Here is a 20,004-nt window from a genome sequence, read left to right as displayed (position 1 = left end):
ACTAGTAAATATATTTAATTACATTTGCTTATACATTCCAATAAAAATATAGATCTTGGATATGTGTATTAACTATGAATAAAAGGGCTATTTATACACAATAGTAGGTAAGTTAATGAGCAACGACAATAATAAAGGCATTTCTCGCCGTTCTTTTCTAAGAAATACAACACTGATCGCGGGCGGTGCTACGGCTGGTATGTTTATTCCCGGTGCTATTGATAAAACGAATGCACTTGATTTAATGAAGCATTCAAATCAACCTGAAGTCATTATCACAGCCAAAGGCCGAGCACTAATTGCTAAAATGCAAGCTGAAAAAAAAATCTTGCTGATTGACTCAATGATTTTCGCTCATAAAGCTAATCTCGGTAAAAACCCGACAGAAAATGAGCAGTTACAGCCTAATGATATTGTTCATAATGCCAAAATTCAGCAACAAATTCGTTTATCTGAAAATGCAATCGCGCTTTCAACAACTCTTGATAGTGATGTCGGTCCATTTAAATTTAACTGGAGCTGCTTATACTGCAGTGAATATGACACTATCATTGCCGTTACTTATCCTAAGTTAACTACTAAAACAGTTAATGGCCCAGGGGTTAAAGGCAATACCTTAATTCGCTCATTTATTCTGACGTATGATGATATTGCTCAAATAACCAATAGTGCAGTGATGGCTGCAAGCCCTAATTTTGTAGCTCATCAACGTCTAAATAATGTTGAGAATTCAGCATTACAAGCTATTATTGATCAACAAGGTCAAGATTGGTTTATTAAAAATGGCTTTATGGTATTACCTTTTGAAGGTGTATATAAAGTTATGGCGGGTGTGGCGTATATTTCAGGTCATCGTGTTGAGTTGGAAAACAACCGTGTTATTGATGTTGCAAATAAGCCTTTTTATATTTACGTTGATGCCTACAATAATAATGGACCTGATGGGTTAGATACTAAATTTAATATTATTGCTTCAACAAAAGATCTGAAAAATTATGTTAATACTGATGGTGTACATCATTATTATTGTAAGCTTTGTCAGGTCATGGCTGATGGAACCGTCAGTGATTTACGTCCTCAAAATACAGTGGTTGATAAAGGTTGGGCTGAAGAGAAAAATCATCAAGCTATTGAGAGTGTATCTGGTCTTAAAATCTACCCGATCAGTCGCAATTTAGCGGTCGGTGACACTATTCCTGAAGGCTATAATGGCCTTCGCATCAACGATAAAATTTATCGTGTTATTTGTCATGGTATGGTTAATGACATAGACGCGAATGCTACTTTTGTTATCGTGAATAAACACAAATATTTTTTACAGCCTTGTATTGAAGGCCAAAGTTTTTATTCAATTGATAATCTTGAGCATTATGAACCATTATCTGATTGGGGTGATAAAATAAATTATGCAGCTGAAATTTGTCGCAAAGGCGGTCTTATCTTATGGATCCCAAATAAAACCTATCTGTTTAATAAAACCATCGAATTAAAAGATATTAATGTGCAATGGGATGGCAAGTTAGAATTATGCAGCAATATTGTTGGTGTTGTTCTTAAATATAACGTTAACTTGGTTGGTAATCCTTTTATTGTACGTTCGCGATCACTTGATCACTTTGATAAAACGATGGTGATGTTAACCTCATCAGCTGAAAAAGTTAACGGTAAATGGAAAACCAAAGGCTGTGTTGAAAATAAAATATCACAGCTCAATATTCTGAATGAATGGATTGATTACCATGAATTATCCAATGGTAAAGTATTAGATAGCACCAAATTAACCGGACGTGGTTTAGTATTATTAGCGGGTAGTTGGACCGCTGGCTTAACTAATCAGCGATCACATGAATATGTGTGGCGTAATTTTGTATCTGATGTCTATGTTGATGGCTTTGAATACCCTTTTGTTTTAGAAGCTGTGATTGATGATATCGAGCCTAATCGTTGGGTAACATGGGCTAACGGTAATAAGTTACATAATTTGTGTGCGCGTCGATTCCGTCAAGGATTTAAAGTTATCTCTCCCTTGCTTCGACCTAATGGTAAGATTGGTGGCGAAGTTGCGGGTAATACCTGTGCCAGTCTTGATTTTCAATGGTCACGTTACAGCACTGAGAGTTTCCTCGTATGTGAAGGTCGAAATAATAAATTTGAACTTATGGGTTGGGATGCACCTAAAAACGCGACCAATACTATCAAATTTTTACGGGGTAATAGCTTTCCACCCGGCTATGGTGAAGCTTCTGGAAATATTGTTGAATTATATGGTGCAACGCTACGCCACTTAAATGGCAGTGATTTATCACCATTGGTGTATGAATCAAATCCTGGACTCAACATCTTTATTGCTGAAGGGATTCAGGGGCGTAACCTGATGCCTGAATCATCACCGCCAACAGTCGGTTCGACATTAACCAATAGCTATATTCCTAAATTGGATAACTTTTTAGCGTTTATTAACGATCGTCCTCGTTGTCGTGTAAATCTATTTAAGAACGGTCGTATCCAAACGAAAGTCGATCTCACACCGATGTTTGATTTTAATCCTGAATCCGCTGTGCGATTGGCAGTGAAAAAAGGGGATGAATACAAGGTGGTGATTTCGCTAGAAAATGCGATTAACCATTTTAATATGGTTGGTAGTACGCTTGGTTATAATAATTTAACCTCAGGCAAGATTGATATTGATTTACATGATCGACATAAGAAATCAGTGTATTCATCGCAGCAGACATTAAAAACAGCTAATGTTACTGGATTTATGAATGCCGCTAATATTAAAACGATTGTTATTACTTATAGTGGTTTTGATCGCGACGGTAAACTTAATATCAGTTCTATTTATGGTCAAACATACAATAGAAATGCGGCGCAAGGTGTGATGACCGCCGATGGTGCATGTTGGATGCAAGACGATATAAAAATCAATAAAGCAGGCGCCGGTGTTGTCATTCGTGATGAAGTGAATGGTCAACTTTATCGAATTACGGTTGCTAATGGTGAGCTAAAATTAGCGCCAGTCAATAAATAATCCAGCCATTTCTGTTGAGCCGCTCATTGGAAGCGGCTTTTTTTTATCTCAATATTGGAGATTTCCATAAAGGTGATGGTTCACTAGTTGAAACTGAGTTTGAAGGCAGCAAGGTTAAGAATAGTGGTTGGGCGAATATGCATCGAAAATTATAATCAGTTGGTAAAAATGTTTTTATTAAATACACATTATACCTTTTAAGAATGAGTTTATTGTTAGCGACTATCTCAATAATGATAAATCCTATTTTATGAAAAAAGTAACTCCCTCCGTAACAGCGAAATTATCTCTCCTTTCTAAAGTACTTTTGATAATTAATATGATTTTTTTAATTTCTGATTTTAGTCTTTTTATATTATATGGCAGCATGTTAGCACTAACTTGTAGTTGGTTTATGATGGCTAATATGGTGTCCATTAAATATAAAATTAATACGCTCTATAAAGGTCATGTTGTTGTTGGTTATCTGCGCTGTGCTTTTATTCCTTTTTCGGTAGTAAGAGATGCTAAGCGGTATTATCAATGCTAGGTGTGTAGACCAAGATTGATGTGAAATATAGGAAAAATGAATTATTTTGCTTATAACAAATATCTAAATGTGATGTTGAGTCCAACAATTGAATTATTCATGCTGAGAATGAATGGGGAGGGGTGATTCGATATAGCGTTAAATTGCCTTCATATGTATATTAATTATGGTTACCATAATCAAGGCTTATATATGAATATTAAACCTATCTCTTTAGCTGTAAGCGCATTATTATGCAGTTATTCTGGCGCAAGTTTTGCAACCTCGAGTACACCAACGGAAGCTGTGCAACAACTCGAGCAAATAAAAGCAAAAGTATTGCAACGGGTTGTTGAAACTCAAACACTGATTGCAGATCCAACCAATATTGAGATTCGCAATGGACAACGCTTTCTTAAATACAACGGCTATTTATATTCAATAACATCTAATAATTTACCTTCTTTTATGCCTTTTGTTGATGGTTTTGATTATGCAGATCGTTCAGCAGAGGCAATGTTTGATTTTATTCAGGCGCCATGGAAGTTAGTTAACCAGATGGATGGCGTTTATATTTATAACGACCAATTTGGTTACAATTATATGGAGCATATGGATCAAGATAAGCAGTGTAATGTGCAATATCTTGTCGGTGATAAAGATTTAGTCAGTACCGCGACCAAAGACTGTTTGCCTTATAATGCTGCTTTAATTGATGCCCATGGTTTTATTGATGATCAACCTATTGTTAATCATCTTAATGGTGATTTGGCGGCCCAAATACGTTTTATTCAAAACCAAACGGCTGAGCCTTCAGGTAATGATGAAAAAGATCAACAGCGTATTGTCTCTCAACGTGAAGCCTTGCTAGTTTTAACACCAATGGTTAATCACGAGCCAAAAAGCATTGAGTTAAAAATTTATAAGGATGGCGTGTTACTTGAAAGCCGTCAAATGACGAACCCTCTGCAAATTTTAGAATCAGACCGCGCTAAACAAGATGATCGTAAAGATGTTATTTATTCAAAACGGTCATTTACAACAGTATTACCGTGGAATTGGGTTGAGCAAGGGTTAAGTTTACAGTTTGAAACCTATACGGGGTTAAGCGGTGAATTAGCTGCTGATGATATTGATTTTGCAGCGCCAGCGCATCTCGATTTACCGATGATTCGAATTGGTATGTTAACGGAGCCGCCAGCTGCAAAACCACTTGAACTAAAACCTGCGCATTATGGCTCGGAGCTATTTCAACGTTTCCCTCTCGCATCGATGACGATCAGCCACTATTTGCCGATTAAACTTGATAAAGTTGTGATGTCTAATGGTGATATAAAAACCGAATATAGTGACTATGCGTCACCAGGCATTCATAGTGGTGATATGCGAGAAGATATTACTAAATCTCTGATTCAGCTTGGTATTGCCAATGCTAACTATGGCGTAGCGAGTTCAGGGGCAAACCAATGGCAAGCGGATAATTATCCTGCAATTGTTATTGGTCATTCTATTGGCCGTTATAAAAATGATAAAGGTGAGGTAGGGAATTACACTCACGGCTTATCAGGCGGTAATGGTATGGTATTACTTGCTGATACCACAGGCAATGAAGTAACCCATGAAATTGGTCATGCGTTAAGTATGGGTCATTATCCTGGTGGTTATGCAAATGCAACTCATGGTGCAACCACAGGTTGGGGCTATGATGCCTACCGCGGTTATATGGCTGACAATCTGAATTGGTGGTCAAATGTAGATGGTGAATATGGCTATGGCGATATCATGGTTACACCGTATAAAACCCATTATGGCTATGGCACCGATCCAATGGGTGGCGGTGGTTTTGATTCATCAACCTCAAGTTATCCATTATTTACCGGTTACTCATCAAAGCGTATTCAACACTATTTAGAGAGTAAAGATTATCTTGATGCGACATCAGCCAGTGGTTATAGCCATTGGAATGCTGTGACTCAACAGTTTGAAGCTGTGGCAACCACGACCAAACTAAAACCGGTTCAGCAAGGCGTTGATGTGATGACTGTGGTGGGCTTTTATGACCCACAGTTGACTAATACCAGTTATATTTACCCTGCATTATATGGTAGTTCTGGCAATGTGTATGACTTGCCACAACCTGTTGCTGGTCAGTGTTGGGCGACAGTTACCTATGGCGATAATACGCAGCAGATCATTGGTCTTGAAGGTGCACGTAAAAATGGTGGTTTAAGTAATAAACTCCATTTTAACTTAGCGCGTGATCGCAACCCGCAGACAGTAACCGTAGAGTGTCCTCAAATAAGTTTAGAAACGATTGTTCGTGATGAGTTATTAACTCACTACGATCAAGAGCGTTTTTATGCGTGGGGTGAAAATAACCGTTGGGGTGAGATTGGCGATGTATTTGAATATCATCGTAATGGGCGTGTAGAGCTGTTTGCTTTAAAAACTCAAAGCTATTGGTATTTCCCTGAATCAGGCGATTCTAATCATCAGTGGGAATTTATTGGTTATCTTGATCAAATTATTGCCGACAAGCAACCTACAGTCGATTTTGATGCATTAGGCCGTGTGACTGTTGATAGCCGTACTTTTGTAGCCAATACCGAATACCCTGCTAAAGCAATAACTATCGGTAAAGGTCTGGGTTATGATTTAGCCATTGAATCACAACCATTATTTACTGAACAAAGCGATTTAGAAAACTTAGATTTTGAAACGATGAATCAGTTTGATCTCTGGGTTGCTGATCGTTATGGCAAGGGTGAACTTAATAACGGTGTGACCCATAAACGTAAACGTGCTGGTGCTGTCTATGTTCATATAAATACTGAACTTAACACCCGTGATTATTTCTTAATGAAAACAATCACAGCAGGTGAGTTCCCAACCGATCATCACAGTAATAATGATTGGAAATACTTAGGTTCAGCTGAATCTTATGTCAATTTTGATTTCAATCCACTTAAATTGAATCGTCAAAACTTGTCAAATATTGAACGTGTCAAAAATTACTTTGAACAGTCAGCGTTATTTACATGGGATCAACGTACCACCACGACTTGGGATAGTTCAAATAGCGCGGTGTTTATCAATCCAACCGCTGAAGGTGTTAACGAATACTTTATTCAAAGAACGCCAGCGCAAGGTGGTGAGTTTCCAACCAATAAAGCCTCAAATCGCGATTGGATATATTTAGCTGATGATAATTCGCTTAATCAGTTAATACTTGAAATGAGTACCAACCAAGCGGTATTTGAGCAATTAGTACTGGATTGGTATAAACAAGACAGTTTCGGTAACTGGGGCGACAATGGTCAGACGGGCAATGTTGGTGATATTTTCACTTATCATTTCCATGATGGAAAAACCCATTATTACCGCTTAAAGACCACCAGTTATGGTTACTTTCCTTGGCCTTCTGAATCACCAGATCCAAGTAATGGTCATTGGCAATACATAAGTCATTACTAATCGTGACAATGGCTGAGTAAGATCATGATAAAACCGTATTTAGCATCGTTTAACGTTGTTATTTACGGTTTTTTTATTGATGGTGCAACAAGGTGTCAGCAAATGTTAAACTGGTACCCATTCCATTGAGTAATTACAAAAAGGTAGTGTCATGAACCCGATTATTGCGTTGTTGAAAGAGAATAATATTAGTGATGAGCAGATCAATAGTATTTTCCAAACATTAACTCAAAACCCTCTTGCAGCAATGGCAACCATTAGCCAGCTAGGTTTACCACAAGATAAACTGCAAATGCTAATGGCACAAGTTATGCAAAATCCGGCGCTGATTAAAGAAGCAGTTGAAGATCTAGGATTAGATTTTTCAAAAGTAGAAGCAGCAAAAGAGCAACTTCAAAAATAAGTTTGCTGATAACTGCATACGTAAGGTCGCATACAGCTTATATAATAGGGCTGAGCGGCCTTTTTTGTGGGCGCAATAAAGATAAATAGCCGAAAATGGAACTACTATGCTACCAGATTCAACCATTGAACAACTGCGTTACGGTTGTGTGAGCAATCAAGCTTACTTCTTTAAAACCGCGATTGAAAAAACACCCGCGAATACGGTTAGCGTTACCTTATTGGGATTAGAGGGTGATGAGCAAGCTGAATCCTTTCATGGTGGTGTTGATCGCGCAGTGCTGCAATTTGATTGTGATTATTATGCCCAGCTGCAGCACACGTTTCCTGAGTCTGCGTCTTTATTTATTAGTGGTGGCTATGGTGAAAATCTAGTTGTTGCTGGTATGAATGAGCATAATATCTGTATTGGCGATAAAATTGCGGTAGGTACCGTGGTGTTAGAAGTTGCGCAGCCAAGACAGCCTTGTTTTAAACTTAATCACTGTTTTAATGAGCCGACTATTTCGCGTTATTCACAGAATAATAATAAAACAGGTTGGTTTTATCGTGTATTGCAAGAAGGTGAAATTAGCGTAAACGATCAAATACGCGTCATTGAACGTCCTTATCCACAGTGGACAATTGCAAAAGTGCAGCATTATTTATATGTTGAAACTGATAATTTAGCCGCTACTACTGAACTGGCTGCATTGCCTGAATTAGGTGCGGAAGTGAAAGGCGTATTTCAACATCGTCTTGAAACTAACGAGGTTGAAGACTGGCACTCGCGGCTTGAAAGTTTAATTAAGCTTGAAATGCGAGTCGTTAAAATAGTTGAAGAATCTGCCACTATTAAACGCTTTTATTTAAGTCGAACGGATCTTGGCGCTCTGCCTCCATTTACTGCTGGCGCTCACATCACGCTTAAATTACCCAATGGATTAAAACGCAGTTATTCATTATGTGATTCAGCTGTTGCAGGGGTCTATCAAATTGCAGTGCAGCAAGCGCGAGATAGCCAAGGTGGTTCACAATATATGCACCAACAACTAAAGGTAGGTGACGTATTATCGGTGTATGAACCGGCTAACTTCTTTGAAATGGCACGTGATAAACATCATCTCTTTGTTGCCGCAGGGATTGGGATCACGCCGTTTCTTTCGATGATCGATGAAGCGATAGCACACCAAGAACAGTTTGAGTTGCATTATTGTGTTGATAACCTTGATGATTATCCGTTTAAACGTGAGTTATCAGCCTATGCCGCTAATATTCATCTTTATACGTCGGCCCAGCGACTTGATTTAGCGCAACTGCTAAATACTCATCAGCGCGGTTCACATGTTTATAGCTGTGGTAGCTCAGCTTTCGTGCAGTTAGTGCGTGATAATGCTAGCCATTGGCATGACAATAATGTTCATTTTGAAAACTTTAGTGCTACTGAACATAGCGATGACAGTGCATTTACCACTATCGTCTCGCAGGCTGGCTCTGACGTTGAATTTAGCGTGAGCGCCAAACAGTCATTACTTGATGCCATAAGAGCACATGGGTTACGTCTTGATTCAGCTTGTGAAACCGGCACTTGTGGTTGCTGTAAGGTAAAATATAGTGGTGATGTTGATCATCGAGATACGGTGTTATCAGCACGAGAGCGGCAAACCTATATGACCCCTTGTGTTTCACGCGCTAAAAGTGGAGTGTTAAAGCTTGAATTAGCCTAAATCATAGTCTTACGAGTAAGATTAACTGATTTATAACCAAATTAGCTGTCGAATAGCATTCACATATTTTGAATGACGTGAAGGGCGTAGCGGGCATGATCCAACTAAACTTGATAATGCCTGTTCGTTGTCGGCAGCGGTTTTTATTTCAAGTAGTACATATTCGCCTAAGCGAGTGCCATGGCTAAAATTAGCGACATCAAAATAGCGTTGGTCATAACATTCCATATTACGATCAAACGTTAGCCGTAATTTACCATCCGCTGAAATATAATAATCGCGCTGATAACGAATGATCACGATTGGGCTTTGTTCGTTACCGATAGTGGCTTGAATATCAGCAGGAAGGGTAACAAAGTATTGCTGTAATACGTGCGACCAGCAAGGGTTATCTGGTTGCCAGTTAAAGCTAACCTGGTGCTGTATTTTCCAGCCTTTACCACCACGGCGGTATTTGTGTTCCAGCATGGCATTGGTAGGGCTCGCGAGTTGATGGTACCAACGTAGGCGGGTTTTCTTACGTGAGCTGATGCCACTTAAGTTTTCTTGGTAACGATCTAAAAACGGATTATCAAGGTATAAACTATTAATATAACGTGTTTCATAATGGCGGCGAAACAGTAACGGATGCAAGGTTAACCAGTTTTCTAGCTGTTGTAAGCGATTTAATGGAATCGGTATTTTAACTTCAAAACGTGAATTCATTGCGGTTTGTCCGGTTTCATAATGGTGTTGTAAAGCTGGCTGACATTGAGCTTTTGTGGTGTAACCACCTGACCGTCAATGATTAAACTATTACCTGTTGCTGCCATAACTTTATTTTTACAATCAGTACATTGCCAGTTATTGACCTTGACAGTGGCACTGTTAAAGAGGTTCTTTTTGCGGTAACTCATTAAGCCATAATAGTGAATGTTGCGGCCACGGATATTGGAGGCGTTGATTTGGGAGCCATCTTTACCGACTAAGCCAATATTTGTATCACTAATAGTAATATCTGTCGCGGTGATCTGGCTCTGTTCTCCCACAGAAATGGCTTTATCGCGAATATGGCTAAATTCAAGCTTAGTTAACGTTAATGTCGAGCCGCTGACATCAATCCCATCGCCACCAGAGCGTGTGCCGATATGATCAAAGCGGCTATTGCTAATGCTGCCACGGCAGAAGTCGCAATCAAAACCATCAGATAGAATGTGACTTAAGGTTAAGTGGTTAATGTTAATCTCACTATTAACAATATTTAACGCATCCTCAGTGTGGTTATGGTGTATTTGCGCCTGGTTGATCTCAACTTTGGTATTAATAAAACTGATCGCTCCGCGTGGACGCCAAAGCCCTTGTTTTGGGCTACCAACATCAGCAATATTGACATGATTGACGACGCTCGGTGTTGCCAATGGCGTTGAGAAAACCACGACTCCCGCCCAAGGTTGATGATTGCTCGCACTTAATTCAACTGGTGATGCTGCGGTTCCGTTAATGGTCAGTTGTCCAAATACCATGATGCCAGCTTGCGGTTCAAACACTAACTCCGTGCCAGCATCAATCATCAGTTGCCAGTTGGCTGGAGTGCGTAATCGGTGTTTTATATGCCATCGACCAGCAGGGATTTTCCAATAATCATCACCAACTTCAATAAACGGGTAGCCATTCAGATTGGGTTGTTTTACAGGCCGTGGCAAAAACGGTGCTTGCAACTGATGCGGAATTAAGCGCACTTTAGCTAAGGTTGCCGTGGGGGTCGCGGTGCTAACTTCAATTGAATCTATGCTGTGGGGAAGATTAAGAGTAAGTGTTTGCTCTGGCGGCAGCTCTAAAGGTAACTGACTATTGGCCTCTTCTATAGCAATGGGTTGATTTGCTGAATTAAAACCGACCAGCTGCTGCACATATAACGGTGTTTGAGTCGGGTTAGTAATGGTTAACTGTTGTTGATGATTATAAAAGCTTGCTAACTCCCATAACGGTGTCGCTCGCATCGCGGTCATATTAAGATGGTATGCAGCCGCGAGTGGCTTGATTGAGTCGCAATCATCGCTGCGGTATTGCTGTTGTAAGCAAGTAATTTGAGTGGTTAACAGTGAGCTATCAAACCATGGTGTCAGTGGGGCACTGCTATCTAGCATCGCCCGTTGAGCGCGCTGAATGGTATTTAAATGTTGCTGTAAGTCACCTGATTTGATTAGGGCTGCTAACCTTTGCAATGCCGCTTGATAATGGCGCTCAACCTCAGGGTCAGCACGCATTGTTTTGCTGATTAATAATGTTTCACTGGGTGGGCGGATTAACAATTGGTGGCGACTAGGGGATACTGCAACATCACTTTGAATCGGCTCTAGTTTTGCTGTATGTGGATTATAATACCAACGCCAATTATTCCATGTCAGTGCATGCCATGCACCCCAAACATCAACCGTTGCCAGATATTGACCTAATAGTTGGCTATCAAAAACATCATTGGCACTGCGATCACCGTTAATAAAATCACTCAGTAGAGTTAATGCTAATTGGCGTTGATAATTGAGCTCTAATTTACGGCTGATACGTTTCTGTTGGATAACCCGAGGTGTTAATTGGCGACTTACGTGATTATTTTCAATCTGTTGTGAATCAAGATCGAGCCGTAAGATCATCCCTTCAGTTCTGTTATGGGTCGCGAGCAAATCTTGGCCAAATCCTTGCTCGTGGTACATCACTCCCCAATCATCACCATTAACGATCACTTTAACTGGGGTGTATTGCGGAGAAATAATATTAAACTTGGCTAAGCGTAGCGTTTGTGCAAAAAGTACTGGCCCTTGATGTACCCGTACATGAGGGCTAATAAGCGCAAAACGTTGTGAGTCTAAGATGGCATGTTGTTTTTTCAGATCAACTTTTAGCGACCACCGCTGATGACTACTGACATGATCAAGCAGATCACCTTGTAAGCGAACATCAGCATTAAAGTTCTTATTATTAAAAGCTATTTTAGCGTTTACTTGCGCTCTTATGGCAGGGATCGCACCTTGCTCAATGGCTTGCTGACGGTTATCTGCCAGTTTTTTCCATTCAGGATAATCAATATCAACCATGATCACGGGTAACTGATGATTGGCATATAACCAACGTATAGGAGCATGCAATATATCCGTTGCCAGCTGGTGGATTTTGGTACTTGGTGTACTCGAGAGAGCAACATAACCCGAGTGGATTAATTGGGTTTTAAAATAGCTAATAGAGGGCAATGCGAGTAGAAGGATCATAATACTAACAACAGTAATTATAATCCGTTCGGTAGCGGTTAACCCGTGTTTATTAGGCGTAAGCTTCACCGTTATACTCCCGCAATATTGTGTTGTTCAAGCAATGAGATCCTAATCGTAGGAAAGCGTTGCTTTAATAATGCTAGGCAGTGGTCTAGTTGTTCTACTTCTGTGGCGGTAATAAAAAACGTCGCACTAAAGCTGTGTTTATCACAATCAAAACGCCTTAGCTCTAAGCGTTCACTATGGCTGCCAAGTAACTGTTTGAGCTCATTAACTGATATCGTGATTTCATCTTTGCTTTGATCGTTTATTGATAAGAATAACCCTTGTTCTTGCGCAACTGCGATATGGCGACGTTTAGCCCATGTTACCAACACTAAGGTGACGGCGCAGGCTAATAAGGCCGCTAATGTTTGTCCTGCACCTAAAGCCACTGCAATACCAATATTTAAAAACAGATAGATTAATTCTTCAGGCTCTTTAATTGGGGTTCGAAAACGCACAATAGACAATGCGCCGACAAGCCCTAAAGCTAAAGCCAGTGATGCTTTAACAACAGTAATAATTAAAATAACGGTTAACATTAGCAGCGGAAATAAACGCGAGAAGTCTTGGCGGTTACAAAAAGCAGAAGAGTAATGCCGAAAGTGAATACCAATAATAGATGCTAATCCGAAACCTAATAATAAGTTAAGTAGCAGCGCCCACAACTGCACACTAGCATAAGGAAAAAACAGGTTTTTAATATCCTGCGGCAGTAAAGTGAGCAATACCGGATCGATAGCATCCATAATCTTACCCTCCAAATTCGATCTCTCCAGAGTGTAGAACAGGCACCATTGATAAGTTGTCCAATAGTTAATACCTTATATTTGAATGTGCGCTGCTATAAGTTTATTGCGATAGTTAATGGTGGTGGTGACGATTTGTAGACTGAATATTATGGCTAGTATTGATATGATTTTATCGCATAACGGATAGATTTTTTGCTGCTTATGCGAGTAAAACATTAATGTAAATGTAATTATTATGTGTATCACATAAATATATTTAGAGATAAGTCGCGGGCTGAATAAGAATATATTGCTGGTTGGTATGTTTTGCTGAAAATAGGGCAATACAAAGGAGGCCGCCTATGTCAGAAATAAAACCAATTTATGTCTGTGAAGTCTGTGGTGAATCAGAATACCTTGAAGGTGAGCATACGATTATTTGTATTTGCGGTCATATTCAATCAATTGATGATGAAATGATGTTTGAGAGTTTGTAATTTCAAGCCACTTTATATGAGTGGCTTTTTTTACTATCCCGTTAAAGCTTCAACTCGATTTCTGCCATTGGTCTTGGCGTGATATAAAGCTTGATCTGCTCGGTTAATTAACATATCAAGAGTATCACCAGCTATAAATGTCGTTACACCAAGGCTGATCGTAACGTGCTGTACTTCTGGAAAATAATGTTGAGCAATCGTTGTGCGACAAGCCTCTGCGAGGGTTATTGCTCCATCTAAATCTGTTTCTGGGCATAAGATTAAAAATTCTTCTCCTCCCCAGCGCCCAACCGTATCCACAACACGAGAACAGTCATTTAAAATATCAGAAACTTGAACTAAACATTTATCACCTAGAAGGTGGCCATAATTGTCATTCACATTTTTAAAGTGATCGAGATCTGCTAAAATGACACTTAGAGGGTATTTAAAGCGCTTGTATCTCTCAATTTCATGATTAAGCCTCGCATCAAGTTCTAACCTATTGGCTAACCCTGTTAGCACATCTGTCTTAGCCAATCTCAACGCTTTTTCTTCAAGTGATTTTTGATTCGTGATATCGGTAGAGATCCCTAGAATACCGATAATTTCGTGAGGGGAGGTATCTGAATAAATGGGTGTTTTTACATTAAAATAGATTCGTCTTTTAGAGGTTTCTCCATTAACAATGATCTCTTCTTCTGTTGACTCACCAGATAACACTTTTATATCAACCGCTCGAAGTTCATTTACTACATCAGAGGGGAAAAATTTACTGTCAGTAGCAAAATAAAGATCTTCAGCAGTACACTCAAAAAGTTTAAGTGTATGTATATTTGCATATACATATTCAAACTTACGATTTTTGATATAAACAAAAGAGTGTACGTGATCTAACGCCGCATATAAGCCACTTAACAAGTTAGCATGCTCTTTCTGCATTTATGAGCCCTATAATAATGGATATGTTGTAAAAAACATTAAAACAACCTAAAAATGATACTAAATTTACGTTTTAATACACTAAAGAATAATGGTAAGTGATTAATTTATAGTGTAATTATAGTCATGAATTTGCAATTGTAAATTTAATGTGAACTAGGTTACAAAAGAATACAAAAAACCAAAGTAAGAACTGTATCTTTCTCTGATTTTATATCACTTTTAATGACACATAAGCAACATGTTTTATATTAACGTTAACGAGTAAATAACATAGGACAGCCATATCCTTGAACATCAATTTTGAGCGACGACACTTAAGCTTTAAGTTGCTTATGGTGAAACCAATGACAATCTCAAGATACAAATTGATCTAACTGTAAATCACACTTTTTTATCGCTTTTAAGACTATAGTTATTATGCATGGTGTATGTTGGCTTAAATCCTGTCAAAGAATATGTGACAGCGTCACATTTTCAGTGTCCGTCTGTTTGATCAGTAGGTTCTCTATCGCCCCCATAATCAGCCTTTAAATATTTAAAGGCTGATTATGGGTGTCCTATGTCTTTTATAACTAATTTTTGCCCCAAAGTTGCTTAGACTAAATACTCTACCATTTTTAGGGGCGTGCGTTTTTCCCTACCAAATCTAATCCGATAAAAGAGGATAAGACCATGTTCATCTGAGACATGAATTGGTTGAAAATCGTATTGCTCAGTATCGGCAGGAATCATATGGGAACTTTCGCAACTTCTTAAGTTCGCATCCTAGACGCTAGGCAGATGCGGGCATTCGATTGAGCGTGACTATGATTAGCGTTATGATTGGTTACATATAATTACAGAAGAAATCCGCTTATAAAGCGTTATGTATAGGTTACTTTAGCTTAGATAATGTAACGTGTGAGAATCAGCATATTGCAGTAGGCTTAATGATTACATCATGAATGGAAGTTGCAACAAAAATAAGTGTCAAAAAGTAGCCATAAAACTAGCGTTTTGGCTTACATTAGCAATATCAGTTTGGGGAATGTTTGCGTTCTCAGTAGAACCATTAATAATCCAAAATACTCTACTTGCAGAAATATTTGCATTTGACGTTCCCGGGGAATCGATTTTATTCACAATAACTACAAGCATTGTCGTTAGTTATATATTTTACTTTATCGTGGTATACCTTCCTGAAAAACAAAAGAGAGAAAATATACGGCCTTACTTAACCCAAACCGTTTACACATTAACTCGCGAAATGTCTTCAATCATAGGTAATGTAAGCAGGTATGCTGAGACGGATAATATATATAACTTAAGCAAGGATGAGTTTATCGAGTTGGTTGGAGGTATTCAAGCAGGGGCAATACTTGTCCAAAGCCAAAGCCAAAGCAACTACGAAGAATACCAATATCTAAATATTTCCATATTAAATGACATTAATGAACTTTTTAAGGGGATTGAAACTCTAGAGCCTTACTTTATCTACCTTGATACGGAAATTGTAAGCGCTCTTGTAGAAGTTCGCAGAAGTCGCGATTTAATAGGGCACAGTAAATTTTTAGCTAACATTCATAACAATAAGAGAGATAAAACACTCAAATGCTATGCAGAGCCATTGTTCTGTCTTAAACAAATGTCACAGGTGATTCACAAAGCAAACAAATCAATTTTGAAAAATGATAAAAAATACCCAATAAACAGCTTAGAAGGAAGTCACATCTTCGACGACAAAAAAATAATAGATAACTTTTTATCAGCATACAAAATGCAGTTTGGTGAGAAAGTTGATGTGACTGTAGATATCAAAAAAAGCTTTATCAACGTTAGTTGTGAAGCAAAGGGAAAATTACCTGTTGTGCATCAATTTTCAAATGACTTTAGAACTTGTACAGGGCATGTAATTTATCTGATTATCTCCAAAGTCTGGAGAGACAACCTTGAGTTAGATAAAAGCAAACTTAAATTTAGTATTCCACTTGAGGTGGAAATACTCAAAGAGTAATGCTGATAATGAGTAAAATACAGGACAGCACTCCTTTGAAGTACCTTGTTGGCAGCAAGATGCATGTCGCATTAGCCAACCAGTAACTTTCTCATGGCAGGTTAGGCTGTTTGCCATAGTTTTATTTATTCATGCTTTGCTAATGTTTAATTTTCCGAAACACATTTATGTCCAAAAGTGAGCTAGCTCAAATGTGCTCAAAATTGTGTGCCCAAAACTTGCTAACTTGATTGCTCTATCGACCTTGCGATCTTTCACTATAATCAATAACAGTTGTTGTTTAAAAAAGAATAAAAAAAGCCAGAGTAAGAACAGTATCTTTCTCTGGCTTAATATTGCTTTAGAGATCAATAAGAAATAAATTGTGTTGATACAACCAACTTATGGTTGTATCAACAATTGCCTATTGATGAGTAAGCTTATTCTTTACCGTAAACGTTGTTTTCTTGCTCTTGCACACGGATAAATGTCGCGCGCTTTGTTAGTTCTTTAAGCTGCGCAGCACCAACGTAAGTACAAGTAGAACGTACACCGCCCATGATGTCTTGAATTGTGTGTTCAACTGAACCACGGAAAGGCAATAATACTGTTTTACCTTCAGCGGCGCGGTATGTTGCAACCCCACCAGAGTGCTTGTCCATTGCGCTCTGGCTCGACATGCCGTAGAACTTCATGAACTGCTTACCGTCTTGTTCGATAACTTCACCGTTGCTTTCAGTGTGACCTGCAAGCATGCCGCCAAGCATTACAAAATCAGCGCCGCCGCCAAAAGCTTTTGCAACATCACCTGCACATGAACAGCCACCGTCACCGATAATACGACCACCAAGACCGTGCGCAGCATCAGCACATTCAATGATAGCTGAAAGCTGAGGGTAACCTACGCCAGTTTTAACACGAGTAGTACATACAGAACCTGGGCCAATACCGACTTTAACAATATCAGCACCAGCAAGAATCAGCTCTTCAACCATATCACCAGTAACGACGTTACCTGCACTGATGACTTTATCAGGGAATTGTGCGCGAACACGCTCAACGTACTCAACAAGGTGCTCAGAGTAACCATTGGCAATATCAATACAGATAAAGATAATGTCGTTAGTTAGCGCCATGATGTCTTTAGTTTTTTGGAAGTCAGCTTCAGACGTACCGGTTGATACCATTACGTTGTTTAATACTGACGCATCGTTAGCGCTAATGAACTCAGCCCATTGCTCAACAGTGTAATGCTTATGAATAGCAGTCATTACTTTATGCTGTGATAATGCGATAGCCATATCGAAACTACCAACAGAATCCATATTAGCAGCAATAATTGGCACGCCTGACCATTGACGGCCACTATGTTTGAATGTAAAATCACGGGTTAAATCAACTTGAGAGCGACTTTTCAATGTTGAGCGTTTTGGACGAAATAAAACATCTTTAAAGCCTAACTTTAGATCTTGTTCGATACGCATGATTTGTATTCCTTACAAATTAATAGAATGCAGCCCTGGTAAAAATCGTTACTGGCAGGTAACTTTTTTTGCTGTTGAGCGGGCGCAAAAAAACCGGAGCGTTGGCAGACGCTCCGGTTTTCAGCATTATAGGCAGAGATTTTTCAAACACAACCCCTAAAATGTAAATAAATATATCTCAATGAGAATAGATTTATTCATAATCCTCACTTTTTTATTATTAATCCCTTATTTTTTATCATATTTTAATGTTAAATTTTTCATAAGACCTGCATAATTTATGTAATTGATGAGTTTGAAATAATTCAAATTGTTATTGGTATCTCTTTTTTTAAGGTCTATGATTGAATTTTGGGATAACTTAAAGCATTAACTGGGCTGTGGAAGGTTTGACTTGTTGTTGAGAAGAAGAAAGAAAAATAATCAGTTTCCTGTTGATTTTTATGGTGAAGAAGGAAGCTGGCGGTTTGTGATCCGTGCGATGCGTCAAGATGAAATTATTGATGCTATGTATTGGTGTGCACATATTTCATGTCACCGTAAAGACTATGATTTGCTTCATATGGCGAGTGATAAGTTTGATTGTCGTTATAATTACTCAACATCAGATCCATCAGATCTTCAATTTGGTTTAAGTGGTACGCCACTTAAAGTGACCATGATGGGGCCGATTGTATTGCTGTCGACGATCAAAGAACGTTTTGGTGATGTAGAAATAAAACCTCAACCTCAACAATCGACATCAACTAAATTAGTTCACGCAATGGCATAAAATGTGACTATATGGACATAAAAAAACGCTAAATAATCGATATTATTTAGCGTTTTTTTATATTTTTTAAGTTATATAGCACTCAATTGAGACTACGTTCTAATAGCTGATGCTGGTATTGGGTTGGGGTTAAGCCTCGATTACGTTTAAAGGCTTTATTAAAACTTTGAACATTGCTATAGCCTAGCAGTGTTGCAATAGTGTCAATACTCATTCCTGACAGCATATATTTTATGGCGACATTGCATAAAATATAATTGGTCGTGCCGGTGAATGTCCAACCATAATCATGTAATTGGCGTTGTAATTGTTGCCGCGATAAACCAACTTTTTCCGCTGCAAAATCAAGGGTTGGATAGCCGTAGTAACGTGAATAGTTAATGATTTCAAACATAACTTTAGCGATATCTTGTGGCTGTGGCATATTGAGCAAATCATCAAGTTGTAAATTTGACACTAAAATAGGTTTGATTATTGGTAATGGACGTTGATTACCATGCTCTAATATCGACAGATTAAGCCATACTTTGGTCGCCGCTGCTTGCCATGTAATAGGACACCCAAAAAACTGTTGAATGGCAGGATCGGTGATTTCAGGGCCATATAGCTCTACTTTTATCGGCACATAATCATCTCCCATATAATTACGGCTAACTTGAGTGAATAAAATAGCAACTTTGAGACTATCAAAGCTGGCGCCATTACCATGTGCATAGCTGTTGTTATATACCCACTTAACTATTTTCCCCGATTGCTCTCCATGATATGACGCTCCACCTTGTAAGCACGAAATGCCATAGTTAATGCGGCGAAAGGCTAATGCGAGATCTGGGCAACTGACATACCAATTACCGATTGGACCGATATTTTCAAAGCTAAGATCGGCGGCCATTTTGATCATATAAGCGCGATCGCCGGTTAACTTTTCAATCTGTTCTAGCCAATGTAAATAATCATTAAAAGGAATGAGCGATGTTGGCTCTTTGAGCAGTTGGGCGGGAATGCCTAACTCAGTAAGACGGATGCCATAGTGCTTTTGCAAGCCGAGTTCTAATGGTTTGAGGTAAGCGGTACGAATAAAGGCAATATTTATCATTAGTATCCTCATCGCGATCACGATATTGAGTGATTATTTATTATCTAACACGGCCAGCATTGGATTGATTATATCAAAATATAGCTATTTTTAATTTAATCAGACTCTAATTGTGTT

13 protein-coding genes are annotated in these 20,004 nt (G+C 38.7%); 7 read left to right on the top strand and 6 right to left on the bottom strand.

Annotated features, from left to right (window positions below):
- Positions 1 to 115: 115 nt before the first annotated feature.
- From G6R09_RS04115 to G6R09_RS04100, 4 genes are all read left to right on the top strand, one after another.
- A complete protein-coding gene (locus G6R09_RS04115) occupies positions 116 to 3,031 on the top strand; it encodes a phage tail protein (RefSeq protein WP_163920671.1) in 2,916 nt (971 codons plus the stop codon).
- 721 nt (positions 3,032 to 3,752) lie between these two features.
- The gene (locus tag G6R09_RS04110; protein WP_163920668.1) at positions 3,753 to 7,013 is read left to right on the top strand and encodes a M66 family metalloprotease; all 3,261 of its coding nucleotides are present in this window, start codon (positions 3,753 to 3,755) and stop codon (positions 7,011 to 7,013) included.
- A gap of 151 nt (positions 7,014 to 7,164) precedes the next feature.
- Complete coding sequence (locus tag G6R09_RS04105) at positions 7,165 to 7,416, top strand: DUF2999 family protein (protein WP_065166638.1); 252 nt, start codon at positions 7,165 to 7,167, stop codon at positions 7,414 to 7,416.
- 106 nt (positions 7,417 to 7,522) lie between these two features.
- Entirely contained in the window at positions 7,523 to 9,121 is a 1,599-nt protein-coding gene (locus tag G6R09_RS04100) for an MOSC domain-containing protein (RefSeq protein WP_163920665.1), read from the top strand.
- 30 nt (positions 9,122 to 9,151) lie between these two features.
- On the opposite strand, the gene G6R09_RS04095 is transcribed toward G6R09_RS04100, so the two are convergent.
- Genes G6R09_RS04095 through G6R09_RS04085 form a run of 3 tightly spaced genes read right to left on the bottom strand, consistent with a single transcriptional unit; the run spans position 9,152 to position 13,160 of the window.
- Complete coding sequence (locus G6R09_RS04095; RefSeq protein ID WP_065166639.1) at positions 9,152 to 9,826, bottom strand: polyphosphate polymerase domain-containing protein; 675 nt, start codon at positions 9,824 to 9,826, stop codon at positions 9,152 to 9,154.
- Positions 9,823 to 12,435, bottom strand: coding sequence for a hypothetical protein (locus G6R09_RS04090; RefSeq protein WP_163920664.1), 2,613 nt, complete (start codon positions 12,433 to 12,435; stop codon positions 9,823 to 9,825). The genes G6R09_RS04095 and G6R09_RS04090 overlap by 4 nt, the downstream gene beginning before the upstream one ends.
- A gap of 2 nt (positions 12,436 to 12,437) precedes the next feature.
- Positions 12,438 to 13,160 carry a DUF4956 domain-containing protein gene (locus G6R09_RS04085; RefSeq protein WP_065166641.1) on the bottom strand — a complete coding sequence of 241 codons (723 nt, stop codon included), beginning with the start codon at positions 13,158 to 13,160 and terminating at the stop codon, positions 12,438 to 12,440.
- A gap of 344 nt (positions 13,161 to 13,504) precedes the next feature.
- Here G6R09_RS04085 and G6R09_RS19965 point away from each other — a divergent pair, with 344 nt between their 5' ends.
- Entirely contained in the window at positions 13,505 to 13,639 is a 135-nt protein-coding gene (locus tag G6R09_RS19965) for a hypothetical protein (RefSeq protein WP_255454547.1), read from the top strand.
- Positions 13,640 to 13,672: 33 nt separating this feature from the next.
- On the opposite strand, the gene G6R09_RS04080 is transcribed toward G6R09_RS19965, so the two are convergent.
- On the bottom strand, positions 13,673 to 14,560 hold the full coding sequence (locus G6R09_RS04080) for a GGDEF domain-containing protein (protein ID WP_163920661.1): 888 nt from the start codon (positions 14,558 to 14,560) through the stop codon (positions 13,673 to 13,675).
- 943 nt (positions 14,561 to 15,503) lie between these two features.
- Between G6R09_RS04080 and G6R09_RS04075 the strand changes: the two genes are divergently transcribed.
- Positions 15,504 to 16,556, top strand: coding sequence for a hypothetical protein (locus G6R09_RS04075; protein ID WP_163920657.1), 1,053 nt, complete (start codon positions 15,504 to 15,506; stop codon positions 16,554 to 16,556).
- Between the two features lie 419 nt (positions 16,557 to 16,975).
- On the opposite strand, the gene G6R09_RS04070 is transcribed toward G6R09_RS04075, so the two are convergent.
- Complete coding sequence (locus G6R09_RS04070) at positions 16,976 to 18,019, bottom strand: GMP reductase (RefSeq protein WP_065166644.1); 1,044 nt, start codon at positions 18,017 to 18,019, stop codon at positions 16,976 to 16,978.
- A gap of 397 nt (positions 18,020 to 18,416) precedes the next feature.
- On the opposite strand from G6R09_RS04070, the gene G6R09_RS04065 reads away from it, so the two are divergent.
- Positions 18,417 to 18,791: a hypothetical protein gene (locus G6R09_RS04065; protein ID WP_235859621.1), complete on the top strand. Its 375-nt coding sequence runs from the start codon at positions 18,417 to 18,419 to the stop codon at positions 18,789 to 18,791.
- Between the two features lie 82 nt (positions 18,792 to 18,873).
- On the opposite strand, the gene G6R09_RS04060 is transcribed toward G6R09_RS04065, so the two are convergent.
- Positions 18,874 to 19,887: an AraC family transcriptional regulator gene (locus tag G6R09_RS04060; protein WP_163920654.1), complete on the bottom strand. Its 1,014-nt coding sequence runs from the start codon at positions 19,885 to 19,887 to the stop codon at positions 18,874 to 18,876.
- Between the last annotated feature and the right edge of the window lie 117 nt (positions 19,888 to 20,004).

This window comes from Photobacterium sp. Alg240-V54 (assembly GCF_900537155.1).
Taxonomy (GTDB): Bacteria; Pseudomonadota; Gammaproteobacteria; order Enterobacterales; family Vibrionaceae; genus Photobacterium.
Note: the sequence above shows the minus strand (reverse complement) of the source record. Positions and strands in the feature narration are given on the sequence as shown.